This window comes from Streptomyces orinoci, from assembly GCF_003121295.1.
GTDB classification, from domain to species: domain Bacteria; phylum Actinomycetota; class Actinomycetes; order Streptomycetales; family Streptomycetaceae; genus Streptomyces; species Streptomyces orinoci.
On sequence record NZ_PHNC01000029.1, the window covers coordinates 1,007,568 to 1,027,686 of the forward strand.

General features: G+C 71.8%; 16 protein-coding genes and 1 tRNA gene. 8 read left to right on the top strand and 9 right to left on the bottom strand.

Features of this window, described 5'->3' with window-relative positions; genetic code table 11:
• Nucleotides 1–179: 179 nt before the first annotated feature.
• Complete coding sequence (gene hutU, locus CV755_RS19350) at nucleotides 180–1,838, bottom strand: urocanate hydratase (protein WP_109281452.1); 1,659 nt, start codon at nucleotides 1,836–1,838, stop codon at nucleotides 180–182.
• Between the two features lie 153 nt (nucleotides 1,839–1,991).
• On the opposite strand from hutU, the gene CV755_RS19355 reads away from it, so the two are divergent.
• On the top strand, nucleotides 1,992–3,389 hold the full coding sequence (locus CV755_RS19355) for a type III PLP-dependent enzyme domain-containing protein (protein ID WP_109281453.1): 1,398 nt from the start codon (nucleotides 1,992–1,994) through the stop codon (nucleotides 3,387–3,389).
• On the opposite strand, the gene CV755_RS19360 is transcribed toward CV755_RS19355, so the two are convergent.
• The 3 genes from CV755_RS19360 to CV755_RS19370 all read right to left on the bottom strand — a co-directional run bounded on the left by CV755_RS19360 (nucleotide 3,373) and on the right by CV755_RS19370 (nucleotide 6,571).
• Nucleotides 3,373–3,975 carry a hypothetical protein gene (locus tag CV755_RS19360; RefSeq protein ID WP_109281454.1) on the bottom strand — a complete coding sequence of 201 codons (603 nt, stop codon included), beginning with the start codon at nucleotides 3,973–3,975 and terminating at the stop codon, nucleotides 3,373–3,375. The two genes, CV755_RS19355 and CV755_RS19360, sit on opposite strands and share 17 nt — an antisense overlap.
• Before the next feature lie 105 nt (nucleotides 3,976–4,080).
• Nucleotides 4,081–4,947, bottom strand: coding sequence for a MurR/RpiR family transcriptional regulator (locus tag CV755_RS19365; protein WP_241561294.1), 867 nt, complete (start codon nucleotides 4,945–4,947; stop codon nucleotides 4,081–4,083).
• A 265-nt stretch (nucleotides 4,948–5,212) separates the two neighbouring features.
• The gene (locus tag CV755_RS19370) at nucleotides 5,213–6,571 is read right to left on the bottom strand and encodes an acyl-CoA synthetase (RefSeq protein ID WP_241561296.1); all 1,359 of its coding nucleotides are present in this window, start codon (nucleotides 6,569–6,571) and stop codon (nucleotides 5,213–5,215) included.
• Between the two features lie 69 nt (nucleotides 6,572–6,640).
• Here CV755_RS19370 and CV755_RS19375 point away from each other — a divergent pair, with 69 nt between their 5' ends.
• Nucleotides 6,641–7,042, top strand: coding sequence for a hypothetical protein (locus CV755_RS19375; protein ID WP_109281978.1), 402 nt, complete (start codon nucleotides 6,641–6,643; stop codon nucleotides 7,040–7,042).
• Nucleotides 7,043–7,491: 449 nt separating this feature from the next.
• On the opposite strand, the gene CV755_RS19380 is transcribed toward CV755_RS19375, so the two are convergent.
• A complete protein-coding gene (locus CV755_RS19380) occupies nucleotides 7,492–8,883 on the bottom strand; it encodes a cystathionine beta-synthase (protein WP_109281979.1) in 1,392 nt (463 codons plus the stop codon).
• Nucleotides 8,884–9,090: 207 nt separating this feature from the next.
• Between CV755_RS19380 and CV755_RS19385 the strand changes: the two genes are divergently transcribed.
• The 3 genes from CV755_RS19385 to CV755_RS19395 all read left to right on the top strand — a co-directional run bounded on the left by CV755_RS19385 (nucleotide 9,091) and on the right by CV755_RS19395 (nucleotide 12,486).
• Nucleotides 9,091–10,122: an SGNH/GDSL hydrolase family protein gene (locus tag CV755_RS19385; protein ID WP_109281980.1), complete on the top strand. Its 1,032-nt coding sequence runs from the start codon at nucleotides 9,091–9,093 to the stop codon at nucleotides 10,120–10,122.
• A 117-nt stretch (nucleotides 10,123–10,239) separates the two neighbouring features.
• Complete coding sequence (locus CV755_RS19390) at nucleotides 10,240–11,460, top strand: acetyl-CoA C-acetyltransferase (RefSeq protein ID WP_109281456.1); 1,221 nt, start codon at nucleotides 10,240–10,242, stop codon at nucleotides 11,458–11,460.
• Between the two features lie 261 nt (nucleotides 11,461–11,721).
• Nucleotides 11,722–12,486 (top strand): hypothetical protein, encoded by a 765-nt coding sequence (locus CV755_RS19395; RefSeq protein ID WP_109281457.1) that lies wholly within the window; start codon nucleotides 11,722–11,724, stop codon nucleotides 12,484–12,486.
• 414 nt (nucleotides 12,487–12,900) lie between these two features.
• Here CV755_RS19395 and CV755_RS19400 read toward each other — a convergent pair whose 3' ends face one another.
• Nucleotides 12,901–13,224 (bottom strand): hypothetical protein, encoded by a 324-nt coding sequence (locus CV755_RS19400; protein ID WP_161968719.1) that lies wholly within the window; start codon nucleotides 13,222–13,224, stop codon nucleotides 12,901–12,903.
• 99 nt (nucleotides 13,225–13,323) lie between these two features.
• Between CV755_RS19400 and CV755_RS19405 the strand changes: the two genes are divergently transcribed.
• A complete protein-coding gene (locus CV755_RS19405) occupies nucleotides 13,324–13,554 on the top strand; it encodes a DUF4287 domain-containing protein (protein ID WP_109281459.1) in 231 nt (76 codons plus the stop codon).
• 114 nt (nucleotides 13,555–13,668) lie between these two features.
• On the opposite strand, the gene CV755_RS19410 is transcribed toward CV755_RS19405, so the two are convergent.
• Both CV755_RS19410 and CV755_RS19415 read right to left on the bottom strand, forming a co-directional pair.
• Nucleotides 13,669–14,526 carry a Bax inhibitor-1/YccA family protein gene (locus CV755_RS19410; RefSeq protein ID WP_109281460.1) on the bottom strand — a complete coding sequence of 286 codons (858 nt, stop codon included), beginning with the start codon at nucleotides 14,524–14,526 and terminating at the stop codon, nucleotides 13,669–13,671.
• A 204-nt stretch (nucleotides 14,527–14,730) separates the two neighbouring features.
• Nucleotides 14,731–14,813, bottom strand: a tRNA-Leu gene (locus CV755_RS19415).
• A 394-nt stretch (nucleotides 14,814–15,207) separates the two neighbouring features.
• On the opposite strand from CV755_RS19415, the gene CV755_RS19420 reads away from it, so the two are divergent.
• Both CV755_RS19420 and CV755_RS19425 read left to right on the top strand, forming a co-directional pair.
• Complete coding sequence (locus tag CV755_RS19420) at nucleotides 15,208–15,990, top strand: ABC transporter ATP-binding protein (RefSeq protein WP_109281461.1); 783 nt, start codon at nucleotides 15,208–15,210, stop codon at nucleotides 15,988–15,990.
• Nucleotides 15,991–16,028: 38 nt separating this feature from the next.
• Nucleotides 16,029–18,554 (top strand): ABC transporter permease, encoded by a 2,526-nt coding sequence (locus tag CV755_RS19425; protein WP_109281462.1) that lies wholly within the window; start codon nucleotides 16,029–16,031, stop codon nucleotides 18,552–18,554.
• Nucleotides 18,555–18,632: 78 nt separating this feature from the next.
• Here CV755_RS19425 and CV755_RS19430 read toward each other — a convergent pair whose 3' ends face one another.
• On the bottom strand, nucleotides 18,633–19,943 hold the full coding sequence (locus CV755_RS19430) for a class I SAM-dependent methyltransferase (protein ID WP_109281463.1): 1,311 nt from the start codon (nucleotides 19,941–19,943) through the stop codon (nucleotides 18,633–18,635).
• Between the last annotated feature and the right edge of the window lie 176 nt (nucleotides 19,944–20,119).

Consider the following 20,119-nt stretch of genomic DNA (forward strand, 5'->3'; position numbering starts at 1 on the left):
TGCCGCAGGGCGGCACGGGTGGGCGCAACCCGACCCGCGGGCCGCACCCGGCGACGAAACCTGCTCGTGGGACGATCCCGCCGCTGTCGGGTGCCGGCCGGTTGTGCCCACCCTCCCCCAGCTACCGCTGGGAGGTGCCCCCATCGCCCCAGCGGAACGACTGCCCACAACCTCGTCAGTCACAACCCCTCCCGCATCGGGATGCGGACATCGCGCTCCGCGGCAACCGACTCCGCGATGTCGTACCCGGCATCGACATGCCGGATGACGCCCATCCCGGGGTCATTGGTCAGCACCCGGCGGATCTTCTCGCCCGCCAGCGCCGTGCCATCGGCGACCGTCACCTGCCCGGCGTGGATGGAGCGCCCCATGCCCACGCCGCCGCCATGGTGGAGGGAGACCCAGGACGCGCCGGAGGCCACGTTCACCATGGCGTTCAGCAGCGGCCAGTCCGCGATGGCGTCCGAGCCGTCGAGCATCGCCTCGGTCTCCCGGTAGGGGGAGGCGACGGATCCGCAGTCGAGGTGGTCGCGGCCGATGACCACGGGGGCGGACAACTCCCCGGACGCCACCATGTCGTTGAACCGCTCGCCCGCCCGGTCCCGTTCGCCGTAGCCGAGCCAGCAGATGCGGGCGGGCAGGCCCTGGAAGTGGACGCGTTCGCCCGCCATCTTGATCCAGCGGGCCAGGGACTCGTTCTCCGGGAAGAGTTCCAGAATGGCCCGGTCGGTGGCGGCAATGTCGGCCGGGTCGCCGGAGAGGGCGGCCCAGCGGAAGGGGCCCTTGCCCTCGCAGAACAGCGGGCGGATATAGGCGGGGACAAAGCCGGGGAAGGCGAAGGCCCGCTCATAGCCCGCCAGTTGGGCCTCGCCGCGGATGGAGTTTCCGTAGTCGAAGACCTCCGCGCCCGCGTCCTGGAAGCCGACCATGGCCTCCACATGCCTGGCCATGGACTCCCGTGCCCGCTGGGTGAAGTCGGCGGGCTTCTCGGCCGCATAGGCGGCCATCTCGTCGAAGTCGATGCCCAGCGGGAGGTAGGCCAGCGGGTCATGGGCGCTGGTCTGGTCGGTGACGATGTCGATGGGGGCGTTCATCGCCAGCAGCTGCGGGACGAGTTCGGCCGCGTTGCCCAGGACGCCGATGGACAGCGGACGGCGGGCGTCGCGGGCCTCGACGGCCAGCTGGAGGGCGTGGTCCAGGGAGTCCGCGCGGACATCCAGATAGCGGTGCTCGATACGGCGCTCGATGGCCCGGGGGTCGCAGTCGATGCAGATCGCCACGCCGTCGTTCATGGTGACGGCCAGCGGCTGGGCGCCGCCCATGCCGCCGAGGCCGGCGGTGAGGGTGATGGTCCCGGCCAGCGAGCCCCCGAACCGCTTGGCGGCCACGGCGGCGAAGGTCTCATAAGTGCCCTGGAGAATGCCCTGGGTTCCGATGTAGATCCAGGAACCGGCCGTCATCTGGCCGTACATGGTGAGGCCCAGGGCCTCCAGACGGCGGAACTCCTCCCAGTTGGCCCAGTCGCCGACCAGGTTGGAGTTGGCGATCAGGACGCGGGGCGCCCACTCATGGGTCTGCATCACCCCGACCGGGCGGCCGGACTGGACCAGCATGGTCTCGTCCTGCTTGAGGGTGCGCAGGGTGCGGACCATGGCGTCGAAGGAGCGCCAGTCCCGGGCGGCCTTGCCGGTGCCGCCGTACACCACCAGCTTGTCGGGGTGCTCCGCGACCTCGGGGTCCAGGTTGTTCTGCAGCATGCGCAGCGCGGCTTCCTGCTGCCAGCCGAGGGCGCTGAGTTCGCTGCCCCGGGGGGCTCGTACGGGTCGCGGTCCTGACATGCGGATGCCTCCGGCGGTGCGGTACGGCTATTGAATGGGCCACTACACATCTTGGGCGTGTGAATAGAGCTAGTCAACCAGTCGGCGGCGGGGATCCGCCCTCGCCTGCCGCATCCCATAGCGGTACCACCGCACCGGTGCTGAAGTAGGGGCATGGGCAGCAGTGAGGTACGGAGCCCCGGCTGGGACGCCGCCGTCCGGGCGGCCGTGGCGCAGGGCCTGGTCAGCGCGGAGCAGCCGGTGGCCGGGCTGCTGGACGTCGCCGGGATCCGGGCCGCCGCCCGGGCGCTGCGGGAGGCGTTCGCCGAGGTGGGCGCGGACGGCGCCGGGGTGCTGCATGCCTTCGCGGTGAAGGCGGCCTCCCTGGTGCCGGTGCTCCGGCTGCTCGCCGAGGAGGGGCTGGGCTGTGAGGTGGCCAGCCCGGGCGAACTGGCGCTGGCCAGGGCCGCCGGGGTGCCGCCGGAGCGCATTGTGCTGGACTCCCCCGCCAAGACCGAGGCGGAGCTGCGCGAGGCGCTGGCGCTGGGCGTGGCGGTCAACGCGGACAGCCGCGAGGAGCTGGCCCGGCTGGACGCGCTGACCCGGCCGGACATGCCGGCCGGTTCCGGGCGGCATCCGGGCTCGTCCCTGGGCGTACGGGTCAACCCGCAGATCGGCGGGGGCAGCATCGGCGCGCTGAGCACCGCCACCGAGACCTCCAAGTTCGGGGTGGCGCTGCGCGACGAGGGCGCCCGCGCCTGGCTGGTCTCGGCCTATCTGGAACGCCCCTGGCTGACCCGGCTGCACGCCCATGTGGGCTCCCAGGGCTGCCCGCTGGAGCTGCTGGCCGAGGGGGTCCGGATCACCTATGAACTGGCCGAGGAGATCAATGAGTTGGCGGGCCGGCAGCAGGTGGACACGGTGGACATCGGGGGCGGTCTGCCGGTCAACTTCGCCTCCGATGCCATCACTCCCAGCCACCGCGACTATGCCCGGCTGCTGGCGGCCACCGTGCCGGGGCTGTTCGACGGGCGGTACCGCCTGGTCACCGAGTTCGGCCGGTCACTGCTGGCCAAGAACGGGGCGGTGCTGGCCAGGGTGGAGTACGCCAAGACGGCCGGGGGGCGCCGGATCGCGGTGACCCACGCCGGCGCGCAGATCGCCACCCGCACCGTCTTCGCGCCGGGGTCCTGGCCACTGCGGGTGGCGGCCTATGACGCCCAAGGCCGCCCCAAGCGGGGCGAGCCGGTGACCCAGGACGTGGCCGGGCCCTGCTGCTTCGCGGGCGATCTGGTGGCGGTGGACCGGGTACTGCCGCCCCTGGCGGGAGGCGACCATGTGGCGCTGCTGGACACCGGCGCGTACTACTTCTCCAACCACTTCGCCTATAACTCGCTGCCGCGGCCCGGGATTTACGGGTACGTGGCGGATGCGGGCGATGCGGCGGATGCGGTGGACGCGGCCGGTGCGCGGGGCGTGCGCTTTGCGCCGGTGCGCACGCCCCAGACACTGGCGGAGCTGGTCGCCGAGAGCGGCGGCGGCCACGCCGGGGCGCTCAGCGCGCTGCGCTGACCACCGTCCGGGCCGGGGCGGTACGGGCGCGGCGCCGGGCCCCGCCGGGGGCGGCGTCGCCCGCGGCCAGTCCGGTGGTCAGATAGCCGGGCACCGCCTTGGCGGCCGGGCTGCCCTGGGCCCAGTCGGCCCGTACCCACAGCAGGGCGCCGGTGCGGCGCTCCAGGCCGCCCAGCCAGAGGGCCTTGGCCCACAGCCCGGCGCCCAGTCCGGCCAGCGCGAGGCCGCCCGCGGCGGGCAGCGCGAAGGAGGAGCCGACGGCGGCCAGGAAGGCGGCCGGCAGCCACCAGCGCCTGGCGCGCCGCCAGTTGCGCATGGTGACGGCCCGGTCCTGGAGGAAGGCCGAACGGGCGGCGCGGGAGGCCCCGTTCGCCAGGGCGGTGTACCGGCGGCGCCGGGCCAGGAAGGCCCCGGCCGCGGTGAGCAGGAACAGCGCCGCGCCGGCCGCCAGGCCGGTCCGGCGGCCGGTCAGCCCCGGCACGGCCGCTCCGGTCCCGGCGGCCAGCAGGCCCGGCCACCACAGCAGGGCGGCCGGCGCCCGGACGACCACCGCGACCCTGGCCAGTGCGTATGTTCCTCGTCCCACCTCACACCTCCTGAAGTCCGTTTCCGCGGACGGCAGGTTAGTCAACTTTTCTGAGGAGGTCCTGAGAACGCGGCCAATGGGGGCGGGGTGGGGGCCCGTTGGGGCTCATTCCATGAACAGGCCGCGGGCCGCCGCCTTGGCGTCGAACTCCTCCAGGCGGGCCTGGGCGTCCGGCAGCGCGTCGCACATCGCCTCCAGCAGCACCCGGCCCAGCATCATCGGCGCACAGGCGGTGTCAAAGGCCAGCGCGGTGCCCACGGCGGCGGGCAGCAGCAGGTCGCTGTGCGCGGCCACCGGGGCGAAGGCGGAGTCCGCGACGGTGACCACGGTCAGTCCGCTCTGCTTGGCGTAGGCCAGCGCCTCCACCACCTCGCGTGGGTGGCGGGGCAGCGCGAAGCAGAGCAGGGCGCTCGCCCCGGCCCGTACCGCCGCGTCGATGCGGTCGGTCAGCAGGCTGCCGCCCTCGTCGAGCAGCCGGACGTCGGAGTGCACCTTGCGGGCGAAGTAGGCGAACCCGGTGGCCTGGGCGGCGGCGGCCCGCAGTCCCAGCACCGGCAGCGGCCGGGAGGCGGCCAGCAGCCGCCCGGCCTTGGCAACCGGGGAGGGGTCGGCAAGCAGCGCGGCGAGGTGCCGCAGGTTGTCGATCTCGGCCTGCACGGCCTGCTGGTACTCGTTCTCCGCGGACTCCTCCGCCGGGCCCGGCCCGGCGGGTGCCACCTCGCGCAGCCGGCGGCGCAGCGCGGGGTAGCCGTCGAAGCCGAGGGCGACGGCGAAGCGGGTCACCGAGGGCTGGCTGACTCCGGCCAGTTCGGCCAGTTCCACGCTGGAGAGGAAGGGCGCGTCGGCGGCCCGGCGGACCATGCAGTGGGCGATCCGGCGCTGGGTGGGGGTGAGGCGGTGGCCCTCGAAGAGCTTTTGCAGGCGGGCGATGGTGTCCGGGTCGGCGCCTGCGTCGTCGCCGGTGATGCGCATGGGGCCTCCCGGTCCATTCATTGACATCTGTGCGCGCATAAAATTATGCGGGGTTCCGCGGGGCGGGTGCGGGCGGCTTGTGCGGGGGGCTTGTGCGGGGGGCTTGTGCGGGGCGCGCCTGCGCGGTGCGCTCGTCGTTCGGCGGCGGGCCGTGGGTGGCCGGTCGCGCAGTTCCCCGCGCCCCTGGCGGGGCGCCATGCCGTCGTCCGGCCGCGGGCCGTGGGGGGCTGGGCGCGCAGTTCCCCGCGCCCCTGAGGGGCGGGCGCTACGCGTCCGGGAGGAGTTTCTTTTGCGGCTTGCCCATTGCGTTGCGGGGCAGCGCGTCCAGGAAGCGGACCCGGCGCGGGCGCTTGTGCCGTGAGAGGTGCGCGGCGACGAAGTCGATGAGTTCCCGCTCGTCGGCGCCGTCGGCCACGACATAGGCCACCACCTCCTGGCCGAGGTCCTCGTGCGGCACCCCGATGACCGCCGCTTCCCGCACCGCCGGATGGTCCAGCAGCGCGTTCTCCACCTCGCCGGCGCCGATGCGGTAACCCCCCGACTTGATCAGGTCGGTTGAGGCCCGGCCGACGATCCGGTGGGTGCCGTCCTCCTCGATGGCCGCGATGTCCCCGGTCCGGAACCAGCCATCGTCGGTGTACGCGGCGGACGTGGCCTCCGGGCGGCCCAGATAACCGGCGAACAGGGTGGGTCCGGAGACCTCCAGCTCCCCGATGCCGCCCTCCTCGGCGGCCAGCCGGGTGCGTACTCCGGGCAGTGGCAGGCCCACGGTGCCGGGCCGGCGGGCGCCGTCCGCCCGGGCGGAGAGGGTGATCAGCGTCTCGGTCATGCCGTACCGCTCCACGGGCCCCTGCCCGGCCAGCGCCCGCAGGTCGCGGAAGACCGGTGCGGGCAGCGCTGCGCTGCCGGAGACCAGCAGCCGGGCACCGGCGAGCGCCCGGGCGGCGGCGGGGTCGCGGGCGATGCGCGACCAGACGGTGGGTACCCCGAAGTAGAGGGTGCCGCCCGCCGCCGCGTACGCCTCGGGGGTCGGCCGTCCGGTGTGCACCAGGCGGCAGCCGGTGCGCAGGGCACCCAGCACGCCCAGCACCAGGCCATGGACATGGAACAGCGGCAGCCCGTGTACCAGGGTGTCCTCGGCGGTCCACTGCCAGGCGTCGGCCAGCCCGTCCAGTCCGGCGGCGATCGCCCGGTGGGTGATCAGGGCGCCCTTGGGGGCGCCGGTGGTGCCGGAGGTGTAGAGGATCAGGGCCACCTGCTCCGGGTCCGGCTCCGGCCCCTGGTGGTCGGCGTGTTCGGCCGGATCGACGGGGATGCCCTCGCCGCCCAGCAGCAGTTCGGCGCCGGAATCCTTGAGGATGTGCGCGCGCTCGGCGGGGCCCGCGTCCGGGGCCAGCGGCACCACCGGAACGCCCGCCAGCAGCCCGCCCAGTACGGCCACCACCGTGGCGAGGGTGGGCTCGGCGTGTACCGCCACCGAGGCGGCGCCGCCGATCCGGCGGGCCACCGCACCGGCCGCGCCCAGCAGTTCGGCCCGTCCGCACGGCCGTCCGGCCACGACCAGGGCGTCCGGCCGGGCGGTGGCACCGGGGGCGGTGAGGGACGACAGCAGGGATGCGGTCACAACGGCTCCTTCCCGATAGGGGGCTGGCCCCAGCGACACGGGGCCTGGGGCGACCGTACCGTTGTCCCTATGACGGGCCATGACCAAGAGCTCAAGAAGGAGCTCGACGCGACCCTGCAAACCCGTAAGGAACTGGGGCCGGAGTACGAGACCGAGCTCATCGAGTCCTTTGTGGAGAAGCTGGACACCACGGTGGAGCGCCGGGTACGGCGGCAGCTGGCCGAACGCCAGATGGCCGAGGCCCGGGGTGAACACCCGCAGCGGAACTCGGAGTTCGGCACCTTCGGCGAACGCTTCGGCTTTGCCACGGTGACCTTGGTGCTGGCGATCCCGCTGTCCGCGATCGGGGTGGTACAGGCGCATCTGCCGGGTCTGCTGGTGACCTGGGCGGGGATTGTGGGGGTCAACCTGGTCCAGGCGAGGGGCCATTTGCCGTGGCCGCGCCGCAAATCCGGCGAGGAATGGGACTGAGGGTGCCCCAGTAGGGGCGCGGGGCGGCTCCATGATGCGGCTCCGCCGCGTGGGCGCGACCAGCCCAAGGCGACCCGCAGCCGAACGACAACGAGCACTCGGCAGACGCCGTTTCGCCGCTGGCTGCAAGCCGTCCGTGGCTGGTCGCGCAGTTCCCCGCGCGCCATGCCGTCGTCCGGCCGCGGGCCGTGGGTGGCCGGTCGCGCAGTTCTGGAAAGCACCCCGGACAGGGCCGCCGCACCCCGGCCGCTGGCGGCCGGGGCCGGGACGGCGGCGGACCCCGCGAGGGGTACGGGACGAAAAGCCCGTACCCGGACAGCCGGTGAGCCGGGAGCCGCTCCGGAGCTCCGGCCGTCGCACAACCCCACTATGCCCGGCCCGTGTTAAGCCCGTGCTGCCGTCAGGTGACACATAACGAACCCCTGACGGCAGGGCAGTTGATCCGGCGGTTACTTGGAACCGTTGCCCTCGGCCAGGAAGGCCAGCAGGTCCTGCCGGCTGACCACCCCCGACGGCTTGCCCTCCACCAGCACAATGGCCGCGTCCGCCTTGCCCAGCACGGCCATCAGGTCGGCCACCGGCTCACCGGAGCCGACCTGCGGCAGCGGCTCGCTCATATGCTTCTCCAGCGGGTCCGTCAGCGCGGCCCGCTTGTTGAACAGGGCGTCCAGCAGCTCGCGTTCGACCACCGAGCCGATCACCTCGGCGGCCATCACATCGGGGTGCCCGGCACCCGGCTTGACGATGGGCATCTGCGAGACGCCGTACTCGCGCAGCACCTCGATGGCCTCGCCGACCGTCTCCTCCGGGTGCATATGCACCAGCGTGGGCAGGCCGCCCTCCTTGCGGCGCAGCACATCGCCGACCCGCGCGGTCTCCGGCCCCTCCTCCAGGAAGCCGTAGTCCGCCATCCACTCATCGTTGAAGATCTTGCTCAGGTAGCCCCGGCCGCTGTCCGGAAGCAGGACGACCACCACATCCTCCGGACCGAGCTTCTCCGCCACCCGCAGCGCCGCGACCACTGCCATGCCGCAGGAGCCGCCCACCAGCAGGCCCTCCTCCTTGGCCAGGCGGCGGGTCATCTGGAAGGCGTCCTTGTCGGAGACGGCCACGATCTCATCGGCCACCGTCTGGTCGTAGGCGGTGGGCCAGAAGTCCTCGCCCACGCCCTCGATCAGATACGGCCGGCCGGAGCCGCCGCTGTAGACCGAGCCCTCGGGGTCGGCGCCGACCACCTTGACCCGGCCCTCGCTGACCTCCTTGAGGTAGCGCCCGGTGCCGCTGATGGTGCCGCCGGTGCCCACGCCCGCCACAAAGTGGGTGATCTTCCCCTCGGTCTGCTCCCACAGCTCGGGGCCGGTGGACTCGTAGTGCGAGAGCGGGTTGTTGGGGTTGCTGTACTGATCCGGCTTCCAGGCGTTGGGCGTCTCGCGGACCAGCCGGTCGGAGACGTTGTAGTAGGAGTCCGGGTGCTCGGGGTCAACGGCGGTGGGGCAGACCACCACTTCGGCGCCATAGGCCCGCAGCACATTGATCTTGTCCGTGGAGACCTTGTCCGGGCAGACGAAGATGCACTTGTAGCCCTTCTGCTGGGCCACGATCGCCAGCCCCACACCGGTGTTGCCGGAGGTGGGCTCCACGATGGTGCCGCCGGGCTTGAGTTCGCCGGACTTCTCGGCGGCCTCGATCATCCGCAGGGCGATCCGGTCCTTCACGGACCCGCCGGGATTGAAGTACTCGACCTTGGCAAGGACGGTTGCCGAAATGCCGTCGGTCACGTTGTTGAGCTTCACCAGCGGGGTGTTGCCAACGAGCTCAATCATCGAATCGTGATACTGCACGGTGATCTCCGCGGTCGGGGGCACTAGCGGTCATCGCGTGCCCGTACGCCCAGCCTATTGCGCGTCCGACTGCACTAGCGGCGCGTTGCAGTGACCGGCCACCGGGGCAACCTGCTCTTAGCGCGGCCGCGCAAGGGCGGACGGCGATCGTGAAGCTTTGATGAACCCTTTGTGAAGCGGGTTTCCCGCGGCGAGGAGGGCCTGTCGATGTCCAAGGCGAGGGCGAGGGCCGCGCGCCGGATCGCGGCCGCCGCCGCTTATGGCGGCGGCGGGGTCGGGCTGCTGGGCGGGGCGGCGCTGGGGCTGCTGATCACCGAGGTGGCGCTGGCCAGGCGGGTGGTCGGCGGCAACCATGACACCCCGCCGCACGCGGACGGCCGTTATGGCTCGGCCTTCACCCACCAACTGGACCGGCAGCCGCTGGTGCTGGGCATGCTGGGCGACTCCACGGCGGCCGGCAAGGGGGTGCACCGGCCCAGCCAGACACCCGGCGCACTGCTCGCCTCGGGGCTGGCGGCGGTGGCCGAGCGGCCGGTGGAGCTGCGCAATGTGGCGCTCTCCGGGGCGCAGTCGGACGACCTGGAGCGCCAGGTGACCCTGCTGCTGTCCGGTCCGGGCCGGGTGCCGGACGTCTGCGTGATCATGATCGGTGCCAATGACGTCACCCACCGGATGCCGGCCGCCCGCTCGGTACGGCTGCTGGGCGAGGCGGTGCGCAGACTGCGCGAGGCCGGCTGCCAGGTGGTGGTGGGCACCTGCCCCGACCTGGGCACCATCGAGCCGGTCTACCAGCCGCTGCGCTGGCTGGCCCGGCTGCTCAGCCGGCAGCTGGCGGCGGCGCAGACCATAGGGGTGCTGGAGGCGGGCGGGCGTACGGTCTCGCTGGGCGACCTGCTGGGGCCGGAGTTCGAGGCCAACCCGCGGGAGCTGTTCGGGCCGGACAACTACCACCCCTCGGCGGAGGGCTACGCCACCGCCGCCATGGCCATACTGCCCACCCTGTGCGCGACGCTGGGGCTGTGGCCGGAAGAGGAGGAGCGGCCGGACCTCACCCGCCGCGAGGGAATCCTGCCGGTGGCCCGGGCGGCGGCCGAGGCGGCGGCCGAGGGCGGTACCGAGGTCACCCCGGCCCGGGGCCGCTGGGCGCTGCTCAAGCACCGCAAGCGGCGCCGGCTGCCCAGCCATGCGGAGGCGACCCCGCAGCAGGTGCTGCCCTCGGCGGCCGCGGAGGGCGAGTGACACTGGAGTCCGGGCCCCGTGGAACCTTGAGTCCCGCATCACAGCGGAACCCTGGTGACCCCGGCCTTACGCACGGGTAACTTCACCCGGAGTCAGCCCGAGCCCACAGGAGCCGTGATGCCCGAAGCCGTGATCGTCTCTACCGCCCGCTCCCCCATCGGCCGCGCCTTCAAGGGCTCGCTGAAGGAGCTGCGGCCGGACGACCTGACCGCCACCATCATCCAGGCCGCGCTCGCCAAGATCCCCGAGCTGGACCCGCGCCAGATCGACGACCTGATGCTCGGCTGCGGCATGCCCGGCGGCGAGCAGGGCCACAACCTGGCCCGCATCGTGGCCGTACAGATGGGCATGGACCACCTGCCCGCCACCACCATCACCCGCTACTGCGCCTCCTCGCTGCAGACCTCCCGGATGGCGCTGCACGCCATCAAGGCCGGGGAGGGCGATGTCTTCATCTCGGCGGGCGTGGAGATGGTCTCCCGTACGGTCAACGGCTCCTCGGACGGCCAGCCCGGCACCCACAACCCGCTGTTCGCGGACGCCGAGGCGCGTACCGCGGCCCGTGCCGAGAAGGCCGGCGAGGGCTGGCACGACCCCCGCGAGGACGGGCTGGTCCCGGACGCGTACATCGCCATGGGCCAGACCGCCGAGAACCTGGCCCGGTGCAAGGGCGTCACCCGCCAGGAGATGGACGAGTTCGGGGTGCGCTCGCAGAACCTGGCCGAGGAGGCCATCAAGAAGGGCTTCTGGGAGCGGGAGATCACCCCGGTCACCACCCCCGACGGCACGGTGGTGAGCAAGGACGACGGACCGCGCGCCGGGGTCACCCTGGAGGGCGTGGCCGGGCTGAAGCCCGCCTTCCGCCCGGACGGGCTGGTGACGGCGGGCAACTGCTGTCCGCTCAATGACGGCGCCGCGGCCGTGGTGATCATGTCCGACACCAAGGCGCGGGAGCTGGGCCTGACCCCGCTGGCCCGGATCGTCTCCACCGGTGTCTCCGCGCTCTCCCCCGAGATCATGGGCTACGGGCCGGTGGAGGCCAGCCGCCAGGCGCTGCAGCGGGCCGGGCTGAGCATCGGCGACATCGACCTGGTGGAGATCAACGAGGCCTTCGCCGCGCAGGTCATCCCCTCCTACCGGGACCTGGGCATCGACCTGGACCGGCTGAACGTCAACGGCGGCGCCATCGCCGTCGGCCACCCCTTCGGGATGACCGGCGCACGGATCACCGGCACGCTGATCAACTCGCTCCAGTTCCATGACAAGCAGTTCGGGCTGGAGACCATGTGCGTGGGCGGCGGGCAGGGCATGGCGATGGTGCTCGAGCGGCTGAGCTAGCGCTTTTCGGCTACGGGCACCAGGCCCCTGGAAAGTGCCGGTGGCATCCCGCACGGACCTTGCCCAACCGTGACCGAATCTCCCCCAGGATGTGACCAAGCTCCCGGGGGAGATTCGTTTCCCCAGGTCACATCGTTGAAGACGCAACCTCCGGGCCCTAAGTCCTGCCCGTTTGATGACCATTCGCACTTTGGGCGTGCGGCGGCCCCCGTCAAGCTGAGGTAGGAATTCGGGGGATCCATCGCAACCGGGAGTACGTCAGTGAGCGCCATGTCTGTTGCCCTGCTGCTGGCCGCCACCACCGCCACCACCGCGGGGGCCGCCGCTGTGTACGTCACCCGCGGGCTGCGGCGCCAGATCACCGCCCTGCGCCGGGACCTCACCGCGCTCCACCTCCCCGAGCCGCGGTCCGGCGGCGTGCCGCACGCCCGTACCGCACCGGTCGCCGAGATACGGGCGGCCGTGGCGGACGCGCTCGCGGAGGAGCGGGAGCGGGAGCTGGCCGAGGCGCGGGCGTTCTGGGCCGCCCAGGAGGCCCGGGACCTGGCCGGTCCGGGCGTGCCGGGTGCGCCCTTCGGCACCGGTGAGGAGCTGTACCTGCCGCGGCAGGGCGACTTCGCGGGAGTGGATCCGCTGTTCGGGCCGGAGCCGGAGGAGGACGCGGAGCTGGAAGCCGCCCGGCGCCGTCATCCCTCGCATCCTGACTTCACCCCCGCCGGTGTGGTGGGTGACCATGAGCGCATCCTCGAGCGGCTCATGGAGCTGGCCGAGGCGGAGGTGCCGCTGGCGGATGTGCGGCCGGGGCCGCTGGGCACGCTGGACGTCTATGTCTTCGCCGATGGCACCACGATCTGTATGACCCCCGGTCACCGGGAGACGGCCGAGAGCCTGTCCGAGGCGCTGCGGGGTGGGGATGCGCCGGTGCTGCTGGGTGGGTCCGGGGTGGTTGGCGCCTATGCGCTGACCTTCGGCTGCGCCACGGGCAACATCTACGTCCTCGCGGACCGCGTAATCGCTTCCCTTTAGCGCTTACGGCTGCTCGCCGGGTTCCCCGAGCGGTTGTGGGCAGTCGTTCCGCAGGGCGATGGGGGTGCCCCCGCGCCGTTCAGGCGTGGGGGAGGGTGGGCACAACCGCCCACCGGGCGGCACCCGGCGATGAAACGGCGTCTGCCGGCGACCCTTGCCGCTCGGCCGCAGGCCGTGCGTGGCTGGGCGCGCAGTTCCCCGCGCCCCTGGCGGGGCGCACCCGGCGACGAAACCGCGTCTGCCGGCGACCCTTGCCGCTCGGCCGCAGGCCGTGCGTGGCTGATCGCGCAGTCCCCCGCGCCCCTGGCGGGGCGCACCCGGCGACGTAACGGCGTCTGCCGGCGACCCTCGCGGTTCGGCCGCAGGTCGTGGGTGGCTGGGCGCGCCGTTCCCTGCACCCCTGGCGGGGCGGCGCTAGAGGCCGCAGCGGCGGGAGCTGGCCTCGATCAAGGCGACAGCGTCACTCACCGCACCCGGCTCCGCGCCGACGGCCAGCGCCTGGGCCAAGTCGTGGCCCGCGACGGCCACTTGGTCGGCCACCGTGAAGATCCCGGCCTCCGGCATCTCCCGGGGCACCCCCTCCCCCGGCTCCTCGATCCGCTGGGCCCGCCGGGCCAACTCCCGCGCCAGTTCCAGCGCTTCGGCGGCCGCACCCCGGCTCAGGCGGGACTGGGGCAGGGCCCGCAGCCGGTCGGCGAAGGTGTCCACGGCGGTCAGCAGAGGCGTCACATCATCCACGCCCCGAGCCTATGTGGCGCCCACCGACTGTTGCCAATGGCTGAACACTCAGGCACGGTGACATGAAGGACCATCATCCGACGCGTCCCGGAGGCGCCGATGTCCCACGTCAACTCCGACGAAACCCACCGGAACCTGCTCTCCCGAATCCCCCACTGCACCGGCCGTGAGATCGCCGACTGGCTGCGCGCGGTCGATGAGGGCCCCGCACTCTCCCGGTTCGAGGAGAAGGTCAGCTGGCTGCGCGGAGAACACGGCCTGGCGTACGGCCATGCCAAGGCGATCGTGCATGAGTACGACCTACGACGGGCCGCCCGGAAGCTGGGCTAGTCGTCGGCACGTCCCCTACCGGACGGGACAGGGCCCGGGAAGGCGATCCCTCGCCTTCCCGGGCCCTGTCCCGTGCGTACCGGCAACCGGCAACGGGCAACCGCCCGCCGGCCGCTAGTCGTTGCTGTTGAGAATCGCGATCAGACGCAGCAGCTCGGTGTAGATCCACACCAGGGTCAGCGTCAGACCGAAGGCCGCCAGCCAGGACTCCTCGCGCGGAGCGCCGTAGCGGACGCCGTCCTCGACCTGCTTGAAGTCCAGCGCCAGGAACATGGCGCCGATCAGCACACCGGCGATGCCGGCCAGGATGCCCAGGCCGCCGCTGCGGAAGCCCAGACCGTCACCGCCGCCGAACATCGCGAACAGGCCATTGGCCAGCATCAGCAGCAGGAAGCCGACAGCGGCTCCCAGGGCGAAACGCTGGAAGCGGGCGTTCACCCGGATCAGGCGGGTCTTGTAGGCGATCAGCACACCGGCGAAGACCGCCATGGTGCCCAGCACCGCCTGCATCGGGGCGCCCTTGGCGACCTGGTTGTACGCCTGGCTGACCACGCCCAGGAAGAGGCCCTCGCACAGCGCGTAGCCGATGATCAGGGCGGGGGTCGGCCGGGCCTTGAAGCTCTGGACCAGGCCCAGGACCATCGCCACCAGGCCCGCGCCGAAGCCCACGCCGACCGGGAGCTTCAGCGCCCAGGCGGCGGCCGCCATCACCACCACCGCGCCCAGCGTCAGGGCGGTGCGGGAGACGACATCGTCGATGGTCATGACGCCCGTGCGGGCGGCGGTCTGGGGCATGCCGTACTGGAGATCGGGCGTGCCCTGCGCATAGGGGTTGGTGGGCTGCGCGTACGGGTTGTCCGCGTACGGGTTGCCGTAGGACGCGGACCCGGACTGCGGCGCCGCGTTGAATCCCGCGTAGCCGTTGCCGGGAGTGAACCCCCGTCGCGAGAAGACCGGGTTCCTGCTCTCCATTTCACTCCTCCATGGCCACCGTGCGCGGCCTTGCCGACCAGGGTAATAGCTAGGCAAAGGAATGGCTCTCGTGCTTAGGGACGATCTTTTGCCCGACTGCCCCCGACCGGACAAACGCAATCCCGGGCCGCCCGGTTCCGCGGACACACCGACGGAAGCGTCAGGGATCTGTCAAAAACGCGGAGAGCGCGGAGAAGCGGGGTGTGCCCGGAGCCGGACTCGAACCGGCACGGCCCGAAGGGCCAGCGAGGTTTAAGCTCGCCGTGTCTGCTTTCCACCATCCGGGCGGGCCCTCGGACCACACGAGCGGGACGCGCGGGTCTCCCTCAAGGAGAGCAGGACGAGCCTATCCGGGGAGCGCCCCCCAAACAGCGGAACGCCGACCCGAGGTTGTCTTATTTTATTGGCAACTGAGGGTACATCAGGAGTGCGCCGACGCCATTGGCACATGCCAACGGCCGATCCAGGCCGCTCATCCCCCCACCCCCCGGATGCCCCGGAAATGTCGCAATCTCGACTGCGGCACGGCGGGGGCCGCTGTCCTACCCAAGGATGACTCCGGCGCCGGGACATACCTCCGGAGGCTGTCCCCAGAACGGTAGCTGGGGCGGATCCGCGGCGGAGCACCGGGCAGGAGGATGGTCAAGTCCCCGGTTCACCGTCCCGCAAGGAGTGTCCTCCGTGACCACCAGCCCCTCCGGCGCCCAGACCGCCGTCCGCACCTCCGCGCCGGCGGCCCGCGCCACGGATCTCACCAAGGTCTACGGACAGGGCGAGACCCAGGTGGTCGCCCTGGACGCGGTCTCCGTCGAGTTCCACCGCGCCGAGTTCACCGCCATCATGGGCCCCTCCGGCTCCGGCAAGTCCACCCTGATGCACTGCATGGCGGGCCTGGACTCGGTCTCCAGCGGCTCGGCCCGGATAGGTGACATCGAGCTGACCTCGCTCAACGACAAGAAGCTCACCAAGCTCCGCCGGGACAAGATCGGGTTTATCTTCCAGGCCTTCAACCTGCTGCCCACCCTGAACGCCCTGGAGAACATCACCCTGCCGATGGACATCGCGGGCCGCAAGCCGGACGCCAAGTGGCTGGAGACGGTGGTGGAGACGGTGGGCCTGTCCGGGCGGCTGAAGCACCGGCCCAACCAGCTCTCCGGCGGCCAGCAGCAGCGCGTGGCCGTCGCCCGCGCGCTGGCCGGCCGCCCGGAGATCATGTTCGCCGACGAGCCCACCGGAAACCTGGACTCCCGCTCCGGCGCCGAGGTCCTGGGCTTTCTGCGCAACTCGGTGCGCGAGCTGGGCCAGACGGTGGTGATGGTCACCCATGACCCGGTGGCCGCCTCCTACGCGGACCGGGTGGTCTTCCTCGCCGACGGCCGCATCGTGGACGAGATGCGCCAGCCCACCGCCGAGGCCGTGCTGGACCGGATGAAGCGCTTCGACGCCAAGGGCCGTACCAGCTGACCGTCTTCGCCGCTTCGACTTCCCAGGACTGAATCCACGTGTTCCGTACCGCCTTGCGCAATGTGCTCGCGCACAAGGCCCGGCTGCTGATGACCGTCCTCGCCGTACTGCTCGGCGTGGCCTTTGTCTCCGGCACCCTGGTCTTCACCTCGACCGTCTCCGACGCGTACCAGAAGAGCTCCCAGAAGGGCTTCACCGGGATCGACGTCGCCATCACCCCGCACCGGGCGAAGGGCGAGGACCGGCAGCCCGGTGACATCCCCAACCTGTCCCAGGCCCTGCTCGACAAGGCCGCCAAGGTGCCCGGCGCCGCCTCGGTCTCCGGCTCGGTGCACGGCTTCGCCGGCATCGCCGACAAGGACGGCAAGCTGCTCGGCGAGGGCTTCAACTCCACCGGCTCCAACTACTACCCGGGCTCGAACGGCCAGGACGCCCGCTACCCGATGAAGTCCGGCCGCGCCCCGCGGGCCCCCGGCGAGGTGGCCCTGGACCAGCGCACCGCCGACCGGGGCGGCTTCAAGCTCGGCGACACCATACGGATGTCCGTCAGCGGCCCGGTGCTCAGCCAGAAGCTCACCGGCATCTTCACCACCGACGACGGCAATGTGGCGGCCGGCGGCAGCCTGGCCCTGTTCGACACCCGCACCGCGCAGCAGCTCTACACCAAGCCCGGTGAGTTCTCCGAGATCGATGTCAAGGCCGCGCCCGGCACCTCCCAGGACGCCCTGAAGGCAGAGCTGGACAAGCTGCTGCCGAAGGACGCCCAGACCACCACCGGCAAAAAGCTCGCCGATGACCAGGCCAAGGCGATAGCCGACGGCAGCAGCACCATGCGCACCGTGATGCTGGTCTTCGCCGGGATCGCCCTGTTCGTCGGCATCTTCATCATCGCCAACACCTTCACCATGCTGATCGCCCAGCGCACCAAGGAGCTGGCCCTGATGCGGGCGGTCGGCGCCAGCCGCCGCCAGATCACCCGCTCGGTGCTGATCGAGGCCTTTGTGGTGGGCGCGGTGGCCGGGGTGACCGGTCTGCTGGCGGGCATCGGCATCGGCGCGGGCCTGCGCGCCCTGCTGAACAACACCGGCGCGGTGGTCCCGGACGGTCCGCTGGTGATCTCCCCCTCGACCGTGGTCACCTCGCTGGCCGTCGGCATCCTGGTGACCATGCTGGCCGCCTGGCTGCCCGGCCGCCGGGCCGCCAAGATCCCGCCGGTGGCCGCCATGAACAGCGTGCACGCGGTGGCCACCACCCGTTCGCTGGTGGTGCGCAACAGCATCGGCGGAGTGCTGGCCGCGGCCGGTGCCGCGCTGACCATCACCGCCGGCAGCAAGAGCATGCTGGGCCTGGGCGCCGGCCTGCTGCTGATCGGCGTGTTCGTGCTCACCCCGCTGCTGTCCCGGCCGCTGATAGCCGCCGCCGCTCCGCTGCTGCGCGTCTTCGGCATCTCCGGAAAGCTCGCCCGGCAGAACGCGGTGCGCAACCCGCGCCGTACCGCGGCCACCGCCTCGGCGCTGATGATCGGTCTGACCCTGATCACCGGCCTGACCGTGATCGCCGGCAGTGTGCAGAGCGCCATCGACAAGCTGGCCACCGACGCCCTGCGGGCCGACTATGTGGTCTCCATGGCCGGCGAGGGCGGCGGTATGGGCCTGTCCCCCGAGGTGGACAAGAAGCTGGCCGCGCTGCCCGAGGTCACCGCCAGCAGCCCGCTGCGCTCCACCGAGGCCCGGGTCGGCAGCGACCTGCACTCCCTCACCGGGGTCAACGGCGACAGCTTCGCCAAGCTGACCAAGCTGCACTTTGTCTCCGGCTCCGACCAACTCACCGGCCGGCAGGCGATCGTGGACGACCACACCGCCAAGGACTTCGGCTGGAAGCTGGGTTCCTCGGTGAATGTCACCTTCCAGGACGGCAAGCGGGACAAGCTCACCATCACCGGCCTCTTCGACGGCAACCGGATGATCCGCGGCATCATGGTGGACAACTCCGTGGTGACCCCGCATATGTCCGAGGTCCGCGATATGCAGGTGATGGTCAAGACCAAGTCCGGTACCAGTGAGGCCACCAAGCGCTCGCTGACCAAGGCACTGGGCGACAACCCGGCCATCCAGATCCAGGACAAGAACGACATCTCCAATGCCATCGCCCAGGGCATCAACCTGCTGCTGAATGTGCTCTACGCACTGCTCGCCATGGCCGTGATCGTGGCGGTGCTCGGTGTGGTCAACACCCTGGCGATGTCGGTCTTCGAGCGCCAGCAGGAGATCGGCATGCTGCGCGCCATCGGCCTGGACCGCAAGGGCATCAAGCGGATGGTCCGCCTGGAGTCCCTGGTGATCTCGCTGTTCGGCGGGGTGCTGGGCATCGGCCTGGGCGTGTTCTTCGGCTGGGCCGCCGGTGAGCAGATCAAGGGCGGTCTGGCCACCTATGAACTGGTGCTGCCCTGGGGCCGGATGGGCATCTTCCTGCTGCTGGCCGGTCTGGTGGGCATGCTGGCCGCGCTCTGGCCCGCCCGCCGCGCCGCCCGGATGAATATGCTCTCCGCCATCAAGGCGGACTGATTCCAGGCACCTTGACGGCACTTTGAAGGCCACGTTGACGGGCCCGGCTCCTTCTCCAGGAGCCGGGCCCGTCGGCGTTCAGCCCCGCCACTCCCTGGTCCGCAGCGGCAGCCCCGGCTCCCCCGATACCGGGGTACGCACCGCCAGCACCTGGTTGACGCCGATCCGGTTGCGCTCGAAGGACAGCGCCGAGGCGGCCATGTACAGCAGCCACACCCTGGCCCGGCCCGGCGAGGTCAGCCGCACCGCCTCGTCCCAGTGCTCCTGGAGATTGGCCACCCAGGCCCGCAGGGTGAGGCCGTAGTGCTCGCGCAGCGCCTCCACATCACGGACCTCGAAACCGGCCTCCTCCAGCTGGGCCACCGTGCGCCCCACCGGGGCCAGTTCACCGTCGGGGAAGACATAGCGGTCGATGAACTCGTCCACCCGGTAGTGCCGTTCGTCCCGCAGCGGGCGCCGGCCGATCTGGTGGTTGAGCAGCCGCCCGCCCGGCCGCAGCAGCGCATGGAGATCCGCGGCGTACTCGGCATACCGCGCCGAACCCACATGCTCGGCCATGCCGATGGACGAAATGGCGTCATACGGCCCGTCGTTGAGCTCCCGGTAGTCCTGGACCCGGATCTCCACCCGGTCCGCCAGCCCGGCCTCGGCCACCCGCTTACGGGCGTAGAGCGCCTGCTCCTCGGAGAGGGTGATGCCCACCGCGCTCACCCCGTACTCATGGGCGGCGTGCAGCACCATGGAGCCCCAGCCGCAGCCCACGTCCAGCAGCCGCATCCCCGCCCGCAGCCCCAACTTCCGGCACACCAGGTCGAGTTTGGCGCGCTGCGCCTCCTCCAGGGTGGCGCCGGGCTCCCAGTAGGCGCAGGAGTAGACCATGGACGGGCCGAGCACCCGCTCGTAGAAGGTGTTGCCCACGTCGTAGTGGTGGCTGATGGCCTGCTTGTCCCGGCGCAGGGTGTGCAGCGCCCCGCCGGGCCTGCGGGCCTCCTCGGCGGGCGGCGCGGGGGGCGGCAGCGGTCCGGCGAGCCGGATCAACTCCCGGGCGGCCAGGCGCAGTCGGGGGTCGCGCAGGGCGGCCAGCAGCGCCCTGGCGCCGGTGGGGCGGGCGGGGTCCTCGCCGCGCTCCCAGAGGTTGCCGGCCAGCAGGTCCAGGGCCTGGTAGAGATCGCCCTCCACCTGGAGGTCACCGGCCACCCAGGCGCGGGCCAGGCCCAGTTCGCCGGGCTTCCACAGCAGCCTGCGCAGCGCCCGGCGGTTGCGGATGACCAGCACCGGGGTGCCGGGCGGGCCGGACTCGCTGCCGTCCCAGGCGCGCAGGCGGACCGGGAGCGGGACTCCCAGTACCTGTTGCGCGAGCGCGGTGAGCCGTTGGGCGGCCTGGGGCATATCGCACCTCCATGATGAAGCGCCGGAAGACCGGGATGGATTCATCCGACGCCTGAACACCAGCGGATGTGCAAGTACTCCTTCCCGGGGAAAGCCCGTCACCTTCCCCGGGGGAGCCGCTTTCTGCCGTGACGGCCCAACGGCCGGGCGCACCCCTCAGCGCCCCGGCGCCCCGG

Coding starts and splice junctions, on each gene's coding strand:
- hutU (WP_109281452.1), bottom strand. CDS start 1,838: ATGTCAGGACCGCGACCCGTACGAGCCCCCCGGGGCAGCGAACTCAGC.
- CV755_RS19365 (WP_241561294.1), bottom strand. CDS start 4,947: ATGCGCATCACCGGCGACGACGCAGGCGCCGACCCGGACACCATCGCC.
- CV755_RS19410 (WP_109281460.1), bottom strand. CDS start 14,526: ATGGAGAGCAGGAACCCGGTCTTCTCGCGACGGGGGTTCACTCCCGGC.
- CV755_RS19355 (WP_109281453.1), top strand. CDS start 1,992: ATGGGCAGCAGTGAGGTACGGAGCCCCGGCTGGGACGCCGCCGTCCGG.
- CV755_RS19430 (WP_109281463.1), bottom strand. CDS start 19,943: ATGCCCCAGGCCGCCCAACGGCTCACCGCGCTCGCGCAACAGGTACTG.
- CV755_RS19405 (WP_109281459.1), top strand. CDS start 13,324: ATGTCCCACGTCAACTCCGACGAAACCCACCGGAACCTGCTCTCCCGA.
- CV755_RS19385 (WP_109281980.1), top strand. CDS start 9,091: ATGTCCAAGGCGAGGGCGAGGGCCGCGCGCCGGATCGCGGCCGCCGCC.
- CV755_RS19375 (WP_109281978.1), top strand. CDS start 6,641: ATGACGGGCCATGACCAAGAGCTCAAGAAGGAGCTCGACGCGACCCTG.
- CV755_RS19390 (WP_109281456.1), top strand. CDS start 10,240: ATGCCCGAAGCCGTGATCGTCTCTACCGCCCGCTCCCCCATCGGCCGC.